The sequence below is a fragment of the Candidatus Zixiibacteriota bacterium genome, assembly GCA_035380245.1.
Lineage (GTDB): Bacteria > Zixibacteria > MSB-5A5 > GN15 > FEB-12 > DAOSXA01.
Genome location: DAOSXA010000005.1, coordinates 43,060 through 60,414 on the forward strand (window position 1 = coordinate 43,060; position 17,355 = coordinate 60,414).

Sequence of the window (17,355 nt, forward strand, 5' to 3'; positions counted from 1 at the left end):
TAAGTCATGACACCGTCAAATCAGTCAGATTACCGATTCCGCGAGGCGGTCACGCCGGATCAACTCGAGGCGGTGATGCGCCTGCGCTATCGGGTCTATCAGAACAGCCGGTTGGCCCGGTTCATCCCGGCCAACCCGCACGGCTTCGATCTTGACTGCTACGATCTTCACGCTCGGCATTTCGGGCTCTATTGCGGGGAGGATGTGGAGCCTGTAGGATATCTGAGGGTAGTGGAAGAGGTGGACCCGGGACCGGTGGGTCATGTGCTCGACCTGGGGAGACGGGTGCCGGAACTGGGGCGGCGACTGAAGGAGACGACGCCCCAGCCGCTCCCGCTGATGGCCTACACGCCCAATGTCGAGGTAATAGAACGGCTTCTGCAGGAGAAGCGGGACCGGGGTGAGAAAGTTGTTGAGGCCTGTCGCATGGCGATTGATCCGGATCACCGCTCGCTGGCGGCCGCTCGGCACATCTTCGAAAGCTCAATGTCAATCTACTTCTTTGCTCGCGGCTACCATCACATGTTTGCCTGCTGCGATTCTTCAAAGAAAGCCTTCTACCGTCGCTACGCCGTCACCCCGCTGGCCGGCATACCGGAAGAGGATTTTGCCGGCATCGGCGTTAGTTCATCCTGCCTGATTGGCTCGGCGAGCGATGTGCCGACTGCACGCCGCCGCCGCCTCGAGTCCTTCGCCCGCCAATGGCTGGCAATGGGGGAAGTGAGGGCGGAAGAGGTCCTAGGATCGACGCCTACGAAAGTAACTAATGATATAGCGTCACTGCCCTTGGCAATGGCATAACCAATTTGAATCGTTGAGGAGGAGACTATGCGGTTCTCACAAGTAACTCTAATCATGTTCATTGCGACGTTAATCGTCGCGGTATCCATCCAGGCCGACGTGCCCCGACTGGTCAACATCCAGGGAGTGCTCAACAACACTGACGGCAGCCCGGTGGCCGACGGCGATTACGCTGTCATTTTTCGGATCTATGACGCTGAGACCGGCGGCAATGAAGTCTGGTCAGAAGCTGTTGCCAGCCTCGCTGTCGAAAACGGCATCTTCAACGCCCTGCTAGGTAGTATCAATCCAATACCTCCGGAAGCGTTTAGTGCCCCTGATCGCTGGCTCTCAATCCAGGTGGGGAGTGATGCAGAAATGGCCCCGCGCAGTCGGATTTCTTCCGTGGCCTATGCGTTACGTGCCGCCAAAGCCGATACGGCCGATGTGGCGCTGACGGGAGATGTCTGGTCTTACAATGACAGCGCAGTCTACCTGGAAAATGGTAAGGTTGGGATCGGTACGACGGAGCCACGAGGGACTCTTCATGTCCATAACGACACGACACAAGCCTCTATTAGTATCTCGGGTGCGTCTGACAATGGCCTGACATATTCAGCGCTATACCTGAATGGTCTCGAAATGGACGCACACATAAACAGTTGGGTTCTAGCTCACAAGAAGAGGACGGGCTCGTCACTTGAGGATGGTCTTGCAATCGGAAACTGGGTTGATGATGCACACTATGTGAGAATGCTCATCAAGAAGAATGGAGCCGTCGGCATAAATGCTCTGGACCCGCAGTACACACTCGATGTCGGTGGCTGTATTGGTCTCAGTGGTCCTGACTTGTGTATGCATGCCGGCGGAGACAGAGGTGATGGAGGGAGAGCACTTGTGCACTGGCTCAACGATCAACTTTGTCTCAACTTCGAAGGTGACTTCTCCGGTGGCACGAGGGTAATGGGGTCAGGTCTGCAGGTTGACGGCAGGGTAACGACATCGGTCTTGGAAATCACCGGCGGCGCCGATTTGGCCGAACCGTTTCCGGTCTCAAGCGAGAGTGAGATTGAGCCGGGCATGGCAGTGGTCATTGACGCGCAACATCCGGGCCATGTCAAAGTAAGCTCCAAGCCATACGATCGTTGCATCGCCGGAATCATCAGCGGTGCCGGGGGCGTGAATGCCGGAATCAGTTTGGTTCAGGATGAAATCATGGAGGCAGGGCAGAATGTGGCTCTGACCGGACGGGTCTTCGCCAAGGCAACAAACGCTAATGGCAAGATACAGCCCGGTGACCTGCTAACCACATCATCCATTCCCGGTCACCTCATGAAAGCCACCGACTCCGATCTGTGTCAGAACGCGACTGTCGGCAAGGCCATGAGCACTGTGGATGAAGTAAATGGACTAGTACTGGTCCTGGTGAACCTGCAGTAGTTGAGGAGGAGCAAGTCATGAGACTATTACCCATAATACTTCTATTCATATCGTTTTGTTCAATTGCAGCCGTTCATGGGTCAACTTCGATCAATTGGGATGATTGGGACATTGTTCCTGGTCGAATACTCGTGAAGTTCACTGAGGCAAAATCGGCATCTCTGAGGTTGACTAAGAACTTAGGACTTAGTGAAATCACACATATTGAGCCAATCGAGAGTGTAGTCATCAAGAATCTGGACGACAGTCTCAAGGGATCGTTCAGATCACTTCTACCTCAAACTTTTGTTTGCGAGTTTGAACCGCGTAACAGAGACGAGGTATTCGGACATCTCAAGGACGATCCCGATGTGATCTACTTCGAGCCTGATAGGATTAGAATTGCAAATGTGCAATGGGGGACTTCGGATCCGAATGATCCATTGTTGCCACTGTGGGGCATGGAGGCCATTGATGCGCCTTCTGCATGGGATCGTCTGCCTGTGCGAAGATCGGGGATACGGGTGGCTGTCTTTGAGGATCAGATTGACCTGAATCATCCTGATCTATATCGTCAGCGATCGACCGTTCAGAATGGTAGCGGTGAGATTAGTGATCACGCCACCCATGTCGCAGGGACTATTGCTGCCACTGCTAATAACTCTCTTGGCGTGGCAGGGGTAGCTAACGTTGAACTTGTATCTCTCATGATTACGGGGAGATCGAGTTCGTTTTCACAACAGATCAGCTGGGCCGTGGCAAACGGGATCGATATCGTGAACATGAGTTGGTGTTGGTGTGGAACTAGTCCATGCACGCCCGGAGTCTATGCTGCGCCGTCTGAGACTGAACAAGACGCCATTTCAGGGGCAGGTAAACTGGGAGTGATTTTTGTTGCTGCGGCCGGCAACGACAACCAAGAATCAGATTCTCAGGAACGGTCTCCTGTTCCGGCGTCGTATAGCGGGGTTTGGGCGGTGTCGGCTCTCAACGTAGATTTATCGAGAGCTACATTCTCCAACTATGGTGACTATGTAGATTTCGCTGCACCCGGTGATCGGATACGATCCACTGTTCCCAATTCTGGTTACAGCTACAAGTCGGGGACGTCCATGGCAGCCCCGCATCTATCCGGAGTGTGTGCAGCCATACGGTCGCTGCAGCCAGCAATTAGTCCCGTGTCACTCAGTAGACTCTTGATTCTAACAGGTCGCGATCTTGGCACTCAGGGCAACGACGATTACTTTGGGCAGGGAATCCCTCAGCTCGGATATGCAGTAGACTGTCTCTCTGATATCTACGCTGAGAATAGGGGCGTGATCTTGCCGTTGCCCTTCGGTCCAGGAACCCTTTTCTGGCCGCTTCGTTCTATTGAACTCGCTGTGGAGAAAGTCCCCCAAGGGGGAAAGATAGGCCTCGTCCGCGGCTCGAGTTTCGATGAGATAATCACAATTAACAAGCCTTGTACCATTGTTGCGGTCGGTGGTTCGGCTGTGATAGGAGAGTGAATAATGCGGTCAAAGATAGTCACGCTAAGCTTGGCGAGTCTCTTGCTGTTGCTATCCACAGCTTTTGCAGTCACATGTCTTGCCGACAACCGGGTAGTGTCTTCAGCCTCGACCATAGGTGGATCAAGTGCTCGCTATTCTGTCAACGGCAGCCTCGGCCAACCGATCATTGGGCAGAGCGATGCAAGCTCCTACACATGTGAACTCGGTTTCTGGCCAACAGTCGATCATCCGTTCGATTGTTGTCTGGACACACGTGGTAACGTTAACAACGACCCCGAGGATCTGGCTGATATATCCGACCTTGTCTACTTAATCAACTACCTATTCATGGGTGGTGATGAACCAGCCTGTTTCTATGAGGCAGATGTGGCTGTTGATGGGCTGGTTGACATATCAGACCTGGTCTACCTGATTGCCTACATCATGATCGACGGTATCCCCTTGCCAAACTGCGAGGCCGTAATCCCAACGCTGCGAACCAACGCATCGGAAGCCGTGGTGGAACTGTCGCAACGCCAGGCTTCAGATGGCTCATACGAATTGGTGCTCGCGACCGACAACGTACTCAAGGGCTTGCATATAAGGGCAGAAGTGCCCGATGATGCGGCGGAGATCTCAGCAGTGGACGAGCAATTCGAATATGTCATTGGCCAATCCGATGGAATCACCAACATCGGCTTCTTTGACCGGAGTGGCAGAGCAGTTCTGCCAGCGGGAGAAACGGTGTTGCTTCGAAGCGACCAGCCGCTACCGATCGTTTCGGCCTCAGCGACAGATGCTGATTTCCACACGGTGGTCTGCAGAATCGGCGAAGGGATTCTGGACCGGCCACTGCCGACCGATTATTCACTGGCACAGAACTACCCGAACCCGTTTAACCCGATAACACGGATTGAGTTTGCCCTGCCCGAGGCCGGGCAAGCGTCGATCGAGGTTTACAACATAGCCGGACAGAAGGTGGCGACGATCGCTGATGGAGCTTTTGATGCAGGCAGGCATACGGTCGATTGGAATGCTTCTGATCTCGCCAGCGGAATCTACTTCTACCGGCTCAACACGGACCACTTCTCTACCACCCGCAAGATGGTTCTCTTGAAGTGAACCGTATGGAATAGCATTTACCCACCGTTTGCGGAGAAGGCCAAGCCTTCTCCGCATTTGCTTGCAAGTAGACAGATGTCACACTCTTGCCATAGACAGTTCTATCGCATGTAAGCCCATTCCGACCTTATGGCAAAATAAAAGATGAAAGCTGCTGTTGTAGAATAAAGTGCTTGGCCCCATGCGAAATGAAGCAAGAGCAAGATTAGAAATGAAATCCATAACACCGCCACGCCCCAAATACACCAACGCCTTCTGTGCAGCAGGCCCACAAAAAAAGGTGTAAACAGCCATAGAATAATACCAATTGCCAGATAACTACCTTGCGCATATAGAGAATAGTCTGGCGCCACTATGTAATTAACGATAATCATGCTGCCGAACAGTGGATTGATAATAAGATTAGCCCAGTAGACGGCAATCACCCACGGGGCTCGCTTTTCCTGATTCCGATGGTTTGCAAGTTCATCGGACTCTGCGACATCAGGGTCGGGTACATGGTCAATAACGGCGAGATCGCTTGGAATTTGAACACACTCTCCACATGCTGTGCAGTGTGTTCTCTCCCCCGGAATCCCATGGGTAGCGATAGTGCGTTTTCCGCACGACGGACACTCAAAACCAATCCCCATAAGTATATCCTCCAAATAAACTCCATTTGTATAGTACAAGGGATGTGTATATAAATCAAGCACGGACATTGTTCGTGATCGCAGGTTAGCTTTGCAAGATTGTAGCTGGATAATTTGGGCGCATCGCTTTCTATGTTAAAGACACAGTCTGTTCTTCAGCCATTGCTATTTTTTTGTTTTGGTTGTCATAGACTGTGGCACTTGAATTATCTCCTAATCCTCTTCCATTTTATGGTATTTATTTGAAGTTTATAATACATATATTTGTAGTTTGTCTCAGAGATTAATTGTGCGTGTCTATTGTATCTCACAATTGTGTGTTTCACAATATGATTTGAAAGGGTAAAGCTTCTCGATCGATTTTATACATATATAACATTTCAAATTCGCCTGAATATATCTATTGCGAATTCACTCATTAGTGTTGTTAACTGGATCTTGATCGAGATTTGATGAAAGCGGAAATAGGAAGGCCCTGGGAGAAGCCCCAGGGCTGTCTGTTCAATACAAGTCGTGCTTATTATAAATCATCAGAAAAGTTTACCTGTTCCTGTACATGGAATCTCATAGAGTGCACCGTTCCATTCGATAGTGATGGGGCACTCAAGAAAGCCGATGCAATCTGGGCATAACCCAACTTGATATGCCTCGAACTTTATTACCAGCTCGAGTGATTCCCCAGGAGCCAGTTGAAAGGTACCACTAGGTTCCACCGGCATGCAGACTTCAGCAGTCCCATCACAAATATCATTCCCACATCGTGACGCGTCTATTCTGCCTATTCCGGTGACACTCCCATTATTAGTTAGAGTTACTGTACGTGATACTAATCCCTCCGAATGGCGAACCAAACCGAAGTCTATTTGGTTTGGTACGATGGACAGATTGGCCGGCGGAAATACACACTCTTTTATTGAATAAGTCATGGCATCCGCGTTCCGCACGAGTCTATCGGACAGGACGCTTCTCATACAATAAGACAGGGGGATGGCAGAGCCGATTGCACTTCCTTCTTTCAGGCTGTTTACAAACGACTGTGTGCTTTCTAATCCACCAAAGACAGCATCCAGAGCGGCTTGAGCGCTACCGCCGAGGGCAAAGGCTTGAATGCGAACATCTGCGAGTTCTCCCACTGCTCGATATTTCCCACTTCCTCCAAAACCAAGAAACGAAGCGCTGACTGCCGTTTCTACCGAATCTTTCTCTTCTGATGATTCAATCAGTAGGTAGAAAACCCGACCATAGGTAACTGACGACACATATACCGGTGGATTGCCAGGACCCACAAAAGGTCGAAGATCATCTGCTGTCACATCTGGATGAAAGAAATCACTCATTACCGATGGTCTCTCGAAGACCAGAGTATAGAAAGATTGCTTCAGGGTGACCAAGACTACGGTGTTATCGGTTTCCTCACTCCAATCGAATTTAGCGCTAGATTTGAACAGGCCGAGAAAACTGGCGCTTGCACTGATTTTTGCCGCTAGCTCCTGTTGAGTTCTTACTCTGGCATAATCTACTGTTAACCTGGCCGGGAAATCCTCCGGCTGAGATCCAATTACCTTGTTGGCTGCTTCAAGACAAGTTCCCATTCCAACCTCATCTACTGTGACGCTGGGAGTCGTACTTCCGGTAACATTGTCGATGTTGATTTTGCCTGATCCACGTCTCGCTATGATGCGTTCAGGTGTTGGTTGTTGAATTGTAGCACCCTGCAATAATGCTCCTGGCCATATGACCTCTGCGTTTGGATTAAACACAGGATATTCATCAGCAGAGAAGCTTGATCTCATTTCGAGAGTTTGACACTCCATGTACTCGGTGCTGTCGATCAGTTTCTCAAAAGATTCAACCGTGTCCAGCACAGTAATCCCAGTATCAGATACTTCTGGTTGCTCCGGTTCACCGGCCGTTTCGACAAGAGCTACGATGTCTTCCTCGGGAACGGGGGCGACTGTCTTTTCACAGCCTGGGACTAGAGCTGTCACGATCACCATAGTGGCTAGTATCACAGCCACTATGAACATCCTACAATCGTGATTCGTTTTCATAAAATCCTCCAATCAGCTAAGGGTTTGTTATGCTTTATAGCAGCAACGCTTACCCAAACGTTTTTCGGAATGATTTCTTGATTAGAATGGTCAAAAGGCTCGCATTTTTAGGTAGATACCAACGTGTAGATAGTCCAAGGCTTGCATTGGTTCCTTAGTGGCGTGTTCCACTCCGTACATTGTGTCAGTTTCTCGCTATGTGTCCCTAAACGGATTACTGGGGAAATTACGGTATAACCATATGGATCACGTATTGAGTGTTATCAAGTAGTTCATCACTCTCCACACATTCTCCAACGACTTCGAGCAACACATCGCCACGTGTCACAATTATGTCGAGTGAATCAGGATTTCCGGACTGTAATAACGATTCTATACCATTGATTCGCCTTCATCGCCGAAGCTACTATCCGCAAATAAAAAACGGTAAAACGAACCCAATTCGCCGTAACCGCAAGAGGGAGTATAGAATGCAAAGAATTACTGAACAGGGGAAAGACCATTAGCAACTGATCTTGCTCCTGCTTATCCGGACCAACGATGAAAAGACCAGTCATGAAAAAAGCCCGGTTATTCCCAGGCAAACAAAGCGGGGTTGACGAGACTCGAACTCGCGGCCTCCTGCGTGACAGGCAGGCGTTCTAACCAACTGAACTACAACCCCGGTATCTGATAAACACTGTATCGGTAATCCAGCCAAATCGCTTAGGAGTCCTCTATAACTCAATCAGGTCTGTCCACCCGATTAAGTCGTCGTCTCCAGCCGCCCTCATAACTGGGCGGTACTGGATTCGAACCAGTGACCCCCTGCGTGTAAGGCAGGTGCTCTAACCAGCTGAGCTAACCGCCCATACCGTACAGTGTAAAACTGTCAAAGAACTTCGCGCCGACCCGCAAGCCGCTGCGATTGAGGCCGATATTATAATCAATAACCGGGAAAAAGCAAGCGGGATTTGTACCTCCGCAAAGCATATTTTAGACTTGAAATCAACCCTTGACTCGATAGTATAAACATATAAAAGTCATATGCCGCGATTGCACTTATAGTGTAATCGCCCGGCTGTAAAGACAAAAACGTTGACGCGCCTGTTACTCGCGTCTATTTTCGACTTATAGGGAGCTATTCAGCATGCAGATAGATCCAACCATCTTCAAAGCTTATGACATCCGAGGCACCGTACCGGATCAAATCAACACCGATACCGCGTACCAGATCGGGTATTGTCTGGCCCGTTTCCTCAAACCGGCCAGCGTTGCTATCGGACGCGATATGCGCCTTTCCTCGGACGAGTTGTTCGAAAGCCTCACCCGTGGTATCAACGATACCGGGGTCGATGTTGTCGATCTCGGTCTGGTCTCGACCGACGGCCTCTATTTTGCCGTAGGTAAGTTCGGTTATGAGGCCGGTATCATGATCACCGCTTCCCACAATCCGAAAGAGTATAACGGCTTCAAGGTCTGCAAAGCCGGCGCTGTGCCTCTTTCCGGATCCGACGGTCTCAACGAGGTTCGCCGGGCGATAGAAAAAGCGACCGAGTTTCCCAAAGCTCCATCGCGCGGGATGGTTGTCCGAAAGGATATTTCCGAGGATTACGCAGCTCATTGTCTGTCGTTTGTCGATATCTCCACCCTCAAGAAGTTCAACGTTGTTATCGATGCCGGCAACGGCATGGCCGGGGCCACCTTACCGGCAGTTCTTGATAAACTCCCCATCGAGGTTCATCGGCTGTTTTTCGAACTCGACGGGACTTTCCCGAATCATCCCGCATCGCCGATCGAACTCGAGAATCTTCAGGACCTGATTGCAAAAATAAAAGAGACCAGGGCCGATTTCGGGGTGGCTTTTGACGGCGATGCCGATCGTATGTTCCTAGTCGATCATAACGGCCGCCAACTCGGCGGCGACATGGTTACGGCGATGGTGGCCAAGTCGCTTCTGGCCAAGAATCCCGGAGAGACGATTCTCTACAATCTGATTTGTTCCCACGCTGTGCCGGAACTGATCGAGCGTATGGGGGGGAAGGCGATTCGCACGCGTGTCGGTCACGCCCTGATCAAGCCGCTCATGAGGGAATACAACGCCATCTTCGGCGGCGAACACTCCGGTCATTTCTACTTCCGTGACAACTGGTTTGCCGATTCCGGTCTGATTGCCTGGCTGGTTTGTCTGGAACTGCTCTCGAAAGAGGACCGTCCGTTGCACGAGCTTATCGCCGATCTCGATCCTTATTTCCGCTCGGGTGAAATCAATAACCGGGTCAACTCCATCTCCGAAGTAACGGAGCGCGTAGCCCGGGCGTTTGCCGATGGTCGCCAGGATCGCGAAGACGGCCTCACCGTACAGTACGATGATTTCTGGTTCAATCTTCGCCCCTCCAACACCGAACCACTCTTGCGACTCAATGTCGAAGCCAACTCCAGAGATCTGCTAAAAAAGAAAACCGACGAAATTGTAGCCCTGATCAAAGGCTAGTCCGTGAGCACCGAACGCGCCCATATTCTCATTGTCGATGACGACTCCCAGCTTCTGGATCTGATGTCGGACACTTTATCCAGTCTCGGTTATCGAATCGAAGGGGCCGGCGGCGGGGTAGAGGCGCTCGAAAAACTTTCATCTCAACGGTTCGATCTGATGATCACCGATATCAAGATGCCCGATATGGACGGTATCAGTCTCCTGAAACGAGTCCGGCTCCACTATCCTGATATGCCGGTGCTGTTCATCACCGGCTATGGCGAACCGGAAGTGATCGGGCGGGCTTCCCCCGATGGCTTCCTCGCAAAACCGTTTCGCATTTCCAAAATCGAAGAGCTGATCGAACAGGTCTTATCCGGACGTAAGGACGATGATAACTTCGGACCGATTCGGCGAGTCATGGTGGTCGACGACGACGATATTTTCAGGCAGACCTTGTTCGATATCCTGCGCGTATACAACTACCTCCCGCTGGCCGTCTCCAATGCCTCGGAAGCGATGCGTGAGCTGGAGGATGGTGAAATCGACGCCGTCATAACCGATGTCAAGATGCCGGGTGTCGATGGTGTTTCACTGCTCAAACAGATCAAGACCCGTTTTCCCGATATACCGGTGATTCTAATAACTGCTTTTTATTCACCGCAAGATACTGCGGTTGGTCAATCCGATGTAACTCCCGATGGTTTTCTCCAAAAGCCGTTCAAAGCGGAGAATATCATCCGTCTCCTCGAACAACTTGCCGCCCCTTTGCCGCACATTGATTGAGATTGATTTGGGATTATGCCGTTGAGCCGCGTATTGCGCGTCTATATTTGTTCGACGCCGAGCTTGCGAAGGCGGTTGCGCACAGTCGCCTCGCTCACCCCCAGCACCCGAGCTACTTCGGTCCGCCGTCCGCCGCTGCGCGAGAGCAAACGCCGCAGAAACTCATCATCCGTAAGGCCGTTCCATGACTGCGCCTGCTCGATCAAACGGTTGATATCCCCACGAGCCTGCACCGCCAGACGCTGCACCACCGAGCGCAGTTCACGCACATTTCCCGGATAATCGAAACAAGCCAGAATCGCGGCCAGTTGGTCGACTTTCTCATCCGAGGGCTCCAGGTTCACCTCGAACTCCGCCATAAAATGACGCACCAGCGGCCTCATATCCTCCGGCCGCGCCGACAAAGGCGGCAGCTCGATCGGTATCTCGTTCAAACGATGGAACAGATCAACCCGGAAATCCCCCTGACGCGCCCGCTCCCGAAGATCGTAGTTGCAGGCCGCGATGAGACGGAAAGTTAGCGGACGTGTCTTGTCGTCACCGAGACGTCGCGCTTTACGTGTTTCCAGCACCTCCAGCAGTTTGGCCTGGAACACCGGGGAGGCATCGGCCACTTCGTTGAGGTAGAATGTCCCGCCGTTAGCTTGCTCCAACAGACCTTTGCGATCATCCTCAGCTCCCGTAAAGGCTCCCTTCTTGTGTCCGAACAGCTCCGACTCGATCATCGAATCCGGCACCGCCGCGGCGTTGAGCGAGACAAACTCCCCCTCACGACCGCTGTGATAATGAATGTAGCGGGCCAGCAGATCTTTGCCGGTGCCGGTCGGACCGAGCAACAGCACGTTCATCTCCGAGCGGGCCACATCCTCCGCCAGGCTCAGGATATCCCGCATGATCTTTGATTCGGCGATGATGGTCGGAAGCGACGAGGATATACCGGTTGTCCGCGAGCGCGGTGTCCGGAGAGAGCTTAGGAGACGGTCGATTGCCTCCACGCGGTCCGTTATCTTCTCCGAGGCGAAATAGTCCCGCGCCAGAGCCAACTGCGCCAGTCGTTCTCCCTCCTCGAACAGACCCGAGCCGCCCGCCAACTGTCGCGTCAGCGCCAGCTCCCATTGCGAACCGATCTGGGCGAACAACTCGATCGCCTCGCGATATCGCTCGCGGGCTGAGTCACGCCGACCCCGGATCCGGTCGATCTGCGCCTGAAGACGCCAACCGGCTGCGATCTCCGCCCGTTCCTGAATCTTCTCGGCTAACGCCAGCGCCTCAGCCGTGTACTGCTCGGCTTTGTCCCATTCACCTCTGGCTACGTAGAGATCGCCGAACAGCCGTTTGATCTGGACCATGAGCGCAGGAGCATCATCGCGCTCTCGGGCATATTGCAATCCCCGCTCAAGAGCAGCCTCTGCCTTTTTGAGGTCGTTGCCTACAAGATGGACAAACCCGAGATTCTCGTAATAGATGGCTCTCTCTCGAGGGTAGTCGTCGAGATACTGTTGGCATTTCGCTATTTCAGTCAAGGCATGTGGGGCCTGCCCGAGCGCCGCAAGCGTAAGCGCCTTGTTGAAATGGAATATCAGACAGGAGCGGCCACCGAGATCACTGATGGCGGAGTCCAACTCGTTGAAACCAGCCAGCGATTCTGTTAATCGCCCTGCCTTGAAGTAATACACATAAAGCGTCTGGGCGCATGCGATTCGGTTCTTGCTGGATCTCAGACCTGCAAAGGCATCCACACATTGCCTTTGATTACTGATAGCAGAATTGGTGTCTCCAACCATGATCTGAGCAAAAGACAGTCTGCTTAGCGCCGTTGCGCTGCCGGCCACATCACCACATCGCAGATAACCAGCGTGCGCCTCCAGCAAATCTTGTCGCGCCTCGAAGTATCTCCCGCGGATTGTGAGCCAAACCCCTCGGACATATTTGGCCTCAGAGAAAAGAGCTGTCGAGCCATCGCGGAAGATCTCAATAGCCTGATCAACATCGGCTGGAAGATACCGGTCATCATCAAGTCTTACAGCCACTCTGGCACGCAACACGTAGTATTCACCACGTTCGTTCTTCGACAGGAGCACGGGATTGATCGACTCAAGCTCCCTCAAAGCGTCTACATAGGCCCTATTGCTGAGTAACTGACGTATTAACTTGAATGTTACTGTCACCTGTGGATCCATTACCATAATTGCCAACATTTAAGTCTACTATTAAGTAGTAGACCACTGCGTTTACGGACGGCCAGCCTATGCACGGCACTACGAATACTGGTATCGTATTTCTTGGTGGTGATAATTCCGGGTCATCGATACCCAGATCATCCCCGCTATCATCGTTCTCCGGCTGCATCAGATAGGCCCAGGGCGGTTTGTGGGGGTCGTAGTCGGTGGCGGTGACCGGTGAGGCAAACATGACCGCTAGCAGGGCAGCCACCATTGCCGAAGCTATGATTTTCTTCATAGTTCCCTCGTCGTCTTGAGTTCAGTCACGACAATTATCTCCCAAAACCGAGGCCGAAACCCCGGCATAACGTCTTCTATCGAACATCACATGCAATCCCTTCATCGTCATTCAGGCTGCGATCTCCGCCCGTTCCTGAATCTTCTCGGCTAACGCCAGCGCCTCGGCTGTGTACTGCTCGGCTTTGTCCCATTCACCTCGGGCTACGTAGAGATCGCCGAACAGCCGTTTGATCTGGACCATGAGCGAGGACTCCGGCGCCGTATCGAGGGCGATCTGGAGCCCGGCGCGGAGGGCCTCTTCGGCCGCGTCGTAATTGCCCGCGAGGGTCTCGACGAACCCGACGTTTTCGTAATAGATGCCGGTCTCGCGGAGGAACTGTCCCAGATACGGCTTACATTTATCGAGCAACTCCCGCGCCTTCTTGATATCCCCCAACTGAGCGTGCGCCCGGGCTGACATCTGGTAATAGTTTAGGATATGCTTCTGGCTATCACCGAATTGAGAGAGGTCTATCGCACGAAACGTTTGGAGTGATCTGCCGATCTTTCCACCACGAAACTCGACTACTGCCAGGTTTGCAAGCATGGAGGCCAATTGACAATCATCTCCAAGTTCGACAAACAGTTCGCAGCAGCGCTCGAGATGCATCATGGATTGTTCAGGGTTACCCGTCTGCAATGCTAGATACGATAGTCTGTTCAACGCCCGCGCCTGCGATCGGAGTTGACCAAGTCGCAGAAAACTCGAGTAGGCTTCTTGAATCGACTCCTTTGCTGCGACCCATTGTCCCTTGAGCGTCATTGCCCAACCTTTGAGATACTTCGCTTGAGCGAACTTCTCCGTGTCGGAATATCTAAATGCCTCAATGGCATCGTCGATCTCTGGAACGTCACAGAATCCCAAACGCAGCTTCGCCTCACTCAGCAGAATACAACGCCAACCGTATTCTTCTCCTGTCAATCCGTCACGGCTGACGGATTCCAGTTCGGTAATGGCCCGCTGAAATCGCCTCTTATTGATTAGATTCTGTGACCGATTGAGCACTTCTCTGACTACTATCACCATCATCGCCCGCAAAGTTCGGTATTTCGATTATGAATCCAATAATACAAATGCCATTGGTCGTCCAGGGAAATGGGATGAAGAACGCGGTGCCTTGCGTGTCATCTGGACCGATCCCATCCACCTCATTCCATCCGACGTCATCCCCGCTATCATCGTTCTCTGGCTGCATTAGATAGGCCCAGGGCGGTTTGTGGGGGTCGTAGTCGGTGGCGGTGACCGGTGAGGCAAACATGACCGCTAGCAGGGCAGCCACCGTTGCCAATGCTATGATTTTCTTCATAGTTCCCTCATTCTTTAATATGTCGCCACAAGAAGTCCGCTCCCATTGTAGAGGCCCTAAGCCCCAAACGCTACTTCAATAAAGCGATCAGGCCTCAAATCTGTCAAGGGAAAAAACGAGAGAAAATCGACTCGATTATTCACCATGCCCCCACCGATCTATAGATGTCATGTATCGTCCGTCAGGATTACCTGAGATTGTGATGACGCCGATCCGAGGACACCTGAATTAGTATGTGTCACTCAACATGTGCTATTGGTGCCCATGCCCGCGCGCCTCTTCCATCAACGAGTCCGCGGCGTTCATCATCGCGGAAGACTGAGAGTCGTCAAAAACAGTACCCCAGACTCCCAGTACCTTGCCCGTGGAATCGCACAGGAAGTGCCACGGGGCATATGCTTGCCATCCAGATCCGGGACGGTTACTATTCAGGTATGACTCAAGCACCAGAACAGGTGCCTCAACGCCGTCCAGTCGTGCAGCGTAAGCCAGACCGGCTGAATCCACCCGGCTAGTTGCGAACAAGAGCCCGCCGCCGGCTTCAACCATGTGCCTTTGCCAGGACGCCCAGAGGCGGCTCTCGGCGACTCGCCTCCCGCACGGTTGACGATCCAGCATTACGACCAGACTGAATGGCGCTGAAAATGTGGCCGGGTGCTCGTCAGCCAGTTCCTGTGCAAAAGTTTCAAAGCCACTCCAACGGAATACCGTGGTGCTCCCGCCGTGCATACCGGCACAGCCGATCAGCCCACAGACTGATGATAGGGTTATCAAGGTAGCCATCATGGCTCTTATCAAGGTCTGTTGCATAACGCTTTCAGAATGTTCCGAGCGTATCTAGTCGATTCCGGCTTGTTCACCATGGCGCTCTTGATACTTATTGGACCCCCTACACTGTCTAACAGAAGTCTGATCGGTGTCCGCAATCCTCTTCGCTGAATCTCCCGCACCAGATCCTCACCTATTACTCTGACGGGACTGTGGAGACCTTCGAGTTTCATGGTGTATGCGACATCGAACGAGTCACACGCAGGCGCCCAGAGTGAGAATGAGCAGTTGCAGTCGGGCAATCTCTCTTCAAGTTCGACCCACGATGCCATGTCCTCGGTACAGGCCAGGCAGGAGTTGGTGTCTACGTAGATCAGAAAGTGGTGTGCCTTATCCGCGTCCGGCAATTGATTGATCAACGACAGCAGCGCCGTCTCCTGCTCCGAGGTTCGGCAGTAGCGAAGACCGAGGACCACCGCGACCATGATCGCGACGGTCAGAGACACAGTGACGTACGATTTATGGAGTATCCTCACCGTTTGAGCCTCGTCATGAACAACTCCACTCCGTGCCTGTCCTCCTCCGACTGGTATCGGACGAAGATCATCTCGCCGTCCGCCTCAACACCGGCAAGCTGCCAGTGCTCCGGCACCGACAGTGAAACCTCTTCACCGGAAGTCCTCCAGACCGCCGTCCCACAACTGCGAATGCGTGTTGCCCCGATCATTACGGGTCCGACATCATACTGAAGAAGGAAGTACCCGGGTGCGACGTATCGGAGTCTCCTTATCTGTGTCCATTGACTCAACCACTCGCGTGCAACTGCGTCGGACTTGATGCGGGACTTGATCTCCGGGGCGATCTTATAGTCCGAAGCCCGGACGGCAACGCTATCTCGAATGTGTCCGTCCATGTCGGCGATATACATGTAACCGTAGCCGTATATCGCAATCCAGAGACAGCGGCCTTCTGGATCGAAGGCCGGAAAACAGAATTTATCACCCGAGCCCACACCTACCGAATCGAGCCGGCGAGCGAGACCTTCTGGATAGCGGAACGCCTTCCTCGGCTCTTGTGCACCGGCATCCCAGATCAGGAGCCCATACTTACCTGTATACCGAGGGACGCTGCCAATCACCGTTTGACCCTGGACATTGACATCTTGAACGTCTTCCGTCATCGATGACCAGAGACTGACAGAACTCCCCTCGGGAGTGTCAATCTGAAACACATACAGCGCCGGGCAGCCACAATCATAGACAAGAGTTTCCCTGTCGTTCGGCAGGACCCAAATGCCATCCGGCATTAACAAGCTTGTCAACGGCTTCTTGGCAAGACACTCGCGTTCGGGAGGCGGTTCATTCCAGCCATAGCAGTAAATGACCTCTTCCCAGGCAGCATCGGCGTTCGGTTGAAGAAATATCCCCATATTGGAGGCGACAACTACGCTGTCTCCACCGAGCCTGACGGCAGCCTGTGGAGGGCAATATATCAGATCCTCACACGGCATAAAACGGCGTTGGTGAACCAACAGACTATCAGCTGCAGTAGACGAAGCCAAAACTACGAACAGGATCGCAGGCGCCAATTTCTTCGCGAACATGACTATTTCCTCTCTAGGGTCAAGAGTCCGAACTCCCAACGTTGATTGGATTTGCAAGGGAGTCTGCCGCGAGGTCGACTCACCCGCAAGACATTAGATCCAAATAGTCCTATTTACCAGAAGAAGCGGAGGCGCAGCCAATGATGCACTCGTGACCACCCGATTTGCACTCCTTGTGTATCGTGCCGTTGGAATCCTTAACTTCTACCCAATGGCCATTCTCAATCGTGATGTTGTATTCGCAGCCGGGGAGTACAGCCGCCAGCAACCACAGCGAGATTAGTAAAGCGAACAATCCTGCCCTCATGCGTAAAGTCGATTTCATAACTAATCGTCTCCTTTCCGGTCTGATATCAAGTTTTAACAAACCATGGATCACCCCGCCACGGCAGGCCTTGAACGTCACCCTTCCGATCGGATAAGGCGTTGGGAACAGCTAAC

The 17,355-nt window shown here is 52.4% G+C and carries 16 protein-coding genes and 2 tRNA genes; 6 read left to right on the plus strand and 12 right to left on the minus strand.

Annotation, left to right across the window (positions count from 1 at the left end; all coding sequences use genetic code 11):
- Positions 1–6: 6 nt before the first annotated feature.
- Genes PLF13_13965 through PLF13_13980 form a run of 4 tightly spaced genes read left to right on the plus strand, consistent with a single transcriptional unit; the run spans position 7 to position 4,811 of the window.
- On the plus strand, positions 7–801 hold the full coding sequence (locus PLF13_13965; protein HOP08381.1) for a hypothetical protein: 795 nt from the start codon (positions 7–9) through the stop codon (positions 799–801).
- Positions 802–828: 27 nt separating this feature from the next.
- Entirely contained in the window at positions 829–2,220 is a 1,392-nt protein-coding gene (locus tag PLF13_13970; GenBank protein HOP08382.1) for a hypothetical protein, read from the plus strand.
- Positions 2,221–2,237: 17 nt separating this feature from the next.
- Positions 2,238–3,707 carry a S8 family serine peptidase gene (locus tag PLF13_13975; GenBank protein ID HOP08383.1) on the plus strand — a complete coding sequence of 490 codons (1,470 nt, stop codon included), beginning with the start codon at positions 2,238–2,240 and terminating at the stop codon, positions 3,705–3,707.
- A 3-nt stretch (positions 3,708–3,710) separates the two neighbouring features.
- Positions 3,711–4,811: a T9SS type A sorting domain-containing protein gene (locus PLF13_13980; GenBank protein ID HOP08384.1), complete on the plus strand. Its 1,101-nt coding sequence runs from the start codon at positions 3,711–3,713 to the stop codon at positions 4,809–4,811.
- Between the two features lie 101 nt (positions 4,812–4,912).
- Here the strand turns inward: PLF13_13980 and PLF13_13985 are convergent, their stop codons facing one another.
- The 4 genes from PLF13_13985 to PLF13_14000 all read right to left on the minus strand — a co-directional run bounded on the left by PLF13_13985 (position 4,913) and on the right by PLF13_14000 (position 8,344).
- Positions 4,913–5,443 (minus strand): hypothetical protein, encoded by a 531-nt coding sequence (locus PLF13_13985; GenBank protein ID HOP08385.1) that lies wholly within the window; start codon positions 5,441–5,443, stop codon positions 4,913–4,915.
- Between the two features lie 530 nt (positions 5,444–5,973).
- Positions 5,974–7,461: a thiol-activated cytolysin family protein gene (locus PLF13_13990; GenBank protein HOP08386.1), complete on the minus strand. Its 1,488-nt coding sequence runs from the start codon at positions 7,459–7,461 to the stop codon at positions 5,974–5,976.
- A 623-nt stretch (positions 7,462–8,084) separates the two neighbouring features.
- Positions 8,085–8,158: transfer RNA gene (locus PLF13_13995), tRNA-Asp, on the minus strand.
- 112 nt (positions 8,159–8,270) lie between these two features.
- Positions 8,271–8,344, minus strand: a tRNA-Val gene (locus PLF13_14000).
- Between the two features lie 279 nt (positions 8,345–8,623).
- Between PLF13_14000 and PLF13_14005 the strand changes: the two genes are divergently transcribed.
- On the plus strand, positions 8,624–9,967 hold the full coding sequence (locus PLF13_14005; protein ID HOP08387.1) for a phosphomannomutase/phosphoglucomutase: 1,344 nt from the start codon (positions 8,624–8,626) through the stop codon (positions 9,965–9,967).
- Positions 9,968–9,970: 3 nt separating this feature from the next.
- Positions 9,971–10,735 (plus strand): response regulator, encoded by a 765-nt coding sequence (locus PLF13_14010; GenBank protein ID HOP08388.1) that lies wholly within the window; start codon positions 9,971–9,973, stop codon positions 10,733–10,735.
- A 41-nt stretch (positions 10,736–10,776) separates the two neighbouring features.
- Here the strand turns inward: PLF13_14010 and PLF13_14015 are convergent, their stop codons facing one another.
- The 8 genes from PLF13_14015 to PLF13_14050 form a co-directional block, all read right to left on the minus strand.
- Positions 10,777–12,843 carry a sigma 54-interacting transcriptional regulator gene (locus tag PLF13_14015; protein HOP08389.1) on the minus strand — a complete coding sequence of 689 codons (2,067 nt, stop codon included), beginning with the start codon at positions 12,841–12,843 and terminating at the stop codon, positions 10,777–10,779.
- 16 nt (positions 12,844–12,859) lie between these two features.
- A complete protein-coding gene (locus tag PLF13_14020) occupies positions 12,860–13,195 on the minus strand; it encodes a hypothetical protein (protein ID HOP08390.1) in 336 nt (111 codons plus the stop codon).
- A gap of 111 nt (positions 13,196–13,306) precedes the next feature.
- A complete protein-coding gene (locus PLF13_14025; GenBank protein ID HOP08391.1) occupies positions 13,307–14,260 on the minus strand; it encodes a tetratricopeptide repeat protein in 954 nt (317 codons plus the stop codon).
- Entirely contained in the window at positions 14,211–14,543 is a 333-nt protein-coding gene (locus PLF13_14030) for a hypothetical protein (protein ID HOP08392.1), read from the minus strand. Before PLF13_14030 ends, PLF13_14025 begins: the two co-directional genes overlap by 50 nt.
- A gap of 252 nt (positions 14,544–14,795) precedes the next feature.
- The gene (locus tag PLF13_14035) at positions 14,796–15,353 is read right to left on the minus strand and encodes a hypothetical protein (GenBank protein HOP08393.1); all 558 of its coding nucleotides are present in this window, start codon (positions 15,351–15,353) and stop codon (positions 14,796–14,798) included.
- On the minus strand, positions 15,338–15,847 hold the full coding sequence (locus PLF13_14040; protein ID HOP08394.1) for a hypothetical protein: 510 nt from the start codon (positions 15,845–15,847) through the stop codon (positions 15,338–15,340). The genes PLF13_14035 and PLF13_14040 overlap by 16 nt, the downstream gene beginning before the upstream one ends.
- Positions 15,844–16,914 carry a hypothetical protein gene (locus tag PLF13_14045; GenBank protein ID HOP08395.1) on the minus strand — a complete coding sequence of 357 codons (1,071 nt, stop codon included), beginning with the start codon at positions 16,912–16,914 and terminating at the stop codon, positions 15,844–15,846. Before PLF13_14045 ends, PLF13_14040 begins: the two co-directional genes overlap by 4 nt.
- Before the next feature lie 109 nt (positions 16,915–17,023).
- On the minus strand, positions 17,024–17,239 hold the full coding sequence (locus PLF13_14050) for a hypothetical protein (protein HOP08396.1): 216 nt from the start codon (positions 17,237–17,239) through the stop codon (positions 17,024–17,026).
- Positions 17,240–17,355 lie beyond the last annotated feature (116 nt).

What these genes read in the sequence shown, in the direction of transcription:
- PLF13_13965 (HOP08381.1), top strand. Translation starts at nt 7, where the DNA reads ATGACACCGTCAAATCAGTCAGATTACCGATTCCGCGAGGCGGTCACG.
- PLF13_13970 (HOP08382.1), top strand. Translation starts at nt 829, where the DNA reads ATGCGGTTCTCACAAGTAACTCTAATCATGTTCATTGCGACGTTAATC.
- PLF13_13975 (HOP08383.1), top strand. Translation starts at nt 2,238, where the DNA reads ATGAGACTATTACCCATAATACTTCTATTCATATCGTTTTGTTCAATT.
- PLF13_13980 (HOP08384.1), top strand. Translation starts at nt 3,711, where the DNA reads ATGCGGTCAAAGATAGTCACGCTAAGCTTGGCGAGTCTCTTGCTGTTG.
- PLF13_13985 (HOP08385.1), bottom strand. Translation starts at nt 5,443, where the DNA reads ATGGGGATTGGTTTTGAGTGTCCGTCGTGCGGAAAACGCACTATCGCT.
- PLF13_14005 (HOP08387.1), top strand. Translation starts at nt 8,624, where the DNA reads ATGCAGATAGATCCAACCATCTTCAAAGCTTATGACATCCGAGGCACC.
- PLF13_14020 (HOP08390.1), bottom strand. Translation starts at nt 13,195, where the DNA reads ATGAAGAAAATCATAGCTTCGGCAATGGTGGCTGCCCTGCTAGCGGTC.
- PLF13_14030 (HOP08392.1), bottom strand. Translation starts at nt 14,543, where the DNA reads ATGAAGAAAATCATAGCATTGGCAACGGTGGCTGCCCTGCTAGCGGTC.
- PLF13_14035 (HOP08393.1), bottom strand. Translation starts at nt 15,353, where the DNA reads ATGCAACAGACCTTGATAAGAGCCATGATGGCTACCTTGATAACCCTA.
- PLF13_14045 (HOP08395.1), bottom strand. Translation starts at nt 16,914, where the DNA reads ATGTTCGCGAAGAAATTGGCGCCTGCGATCCTGTTCGTAGTTTTGGCT.
- PLF13_14050 (HOP08396.1), bottom strand. Translation starts at nt 17,239, where the DNA reads ATGAAATCGACTTTACGCATGAGGGCAGGATTGTTCGCTTTACTAATC.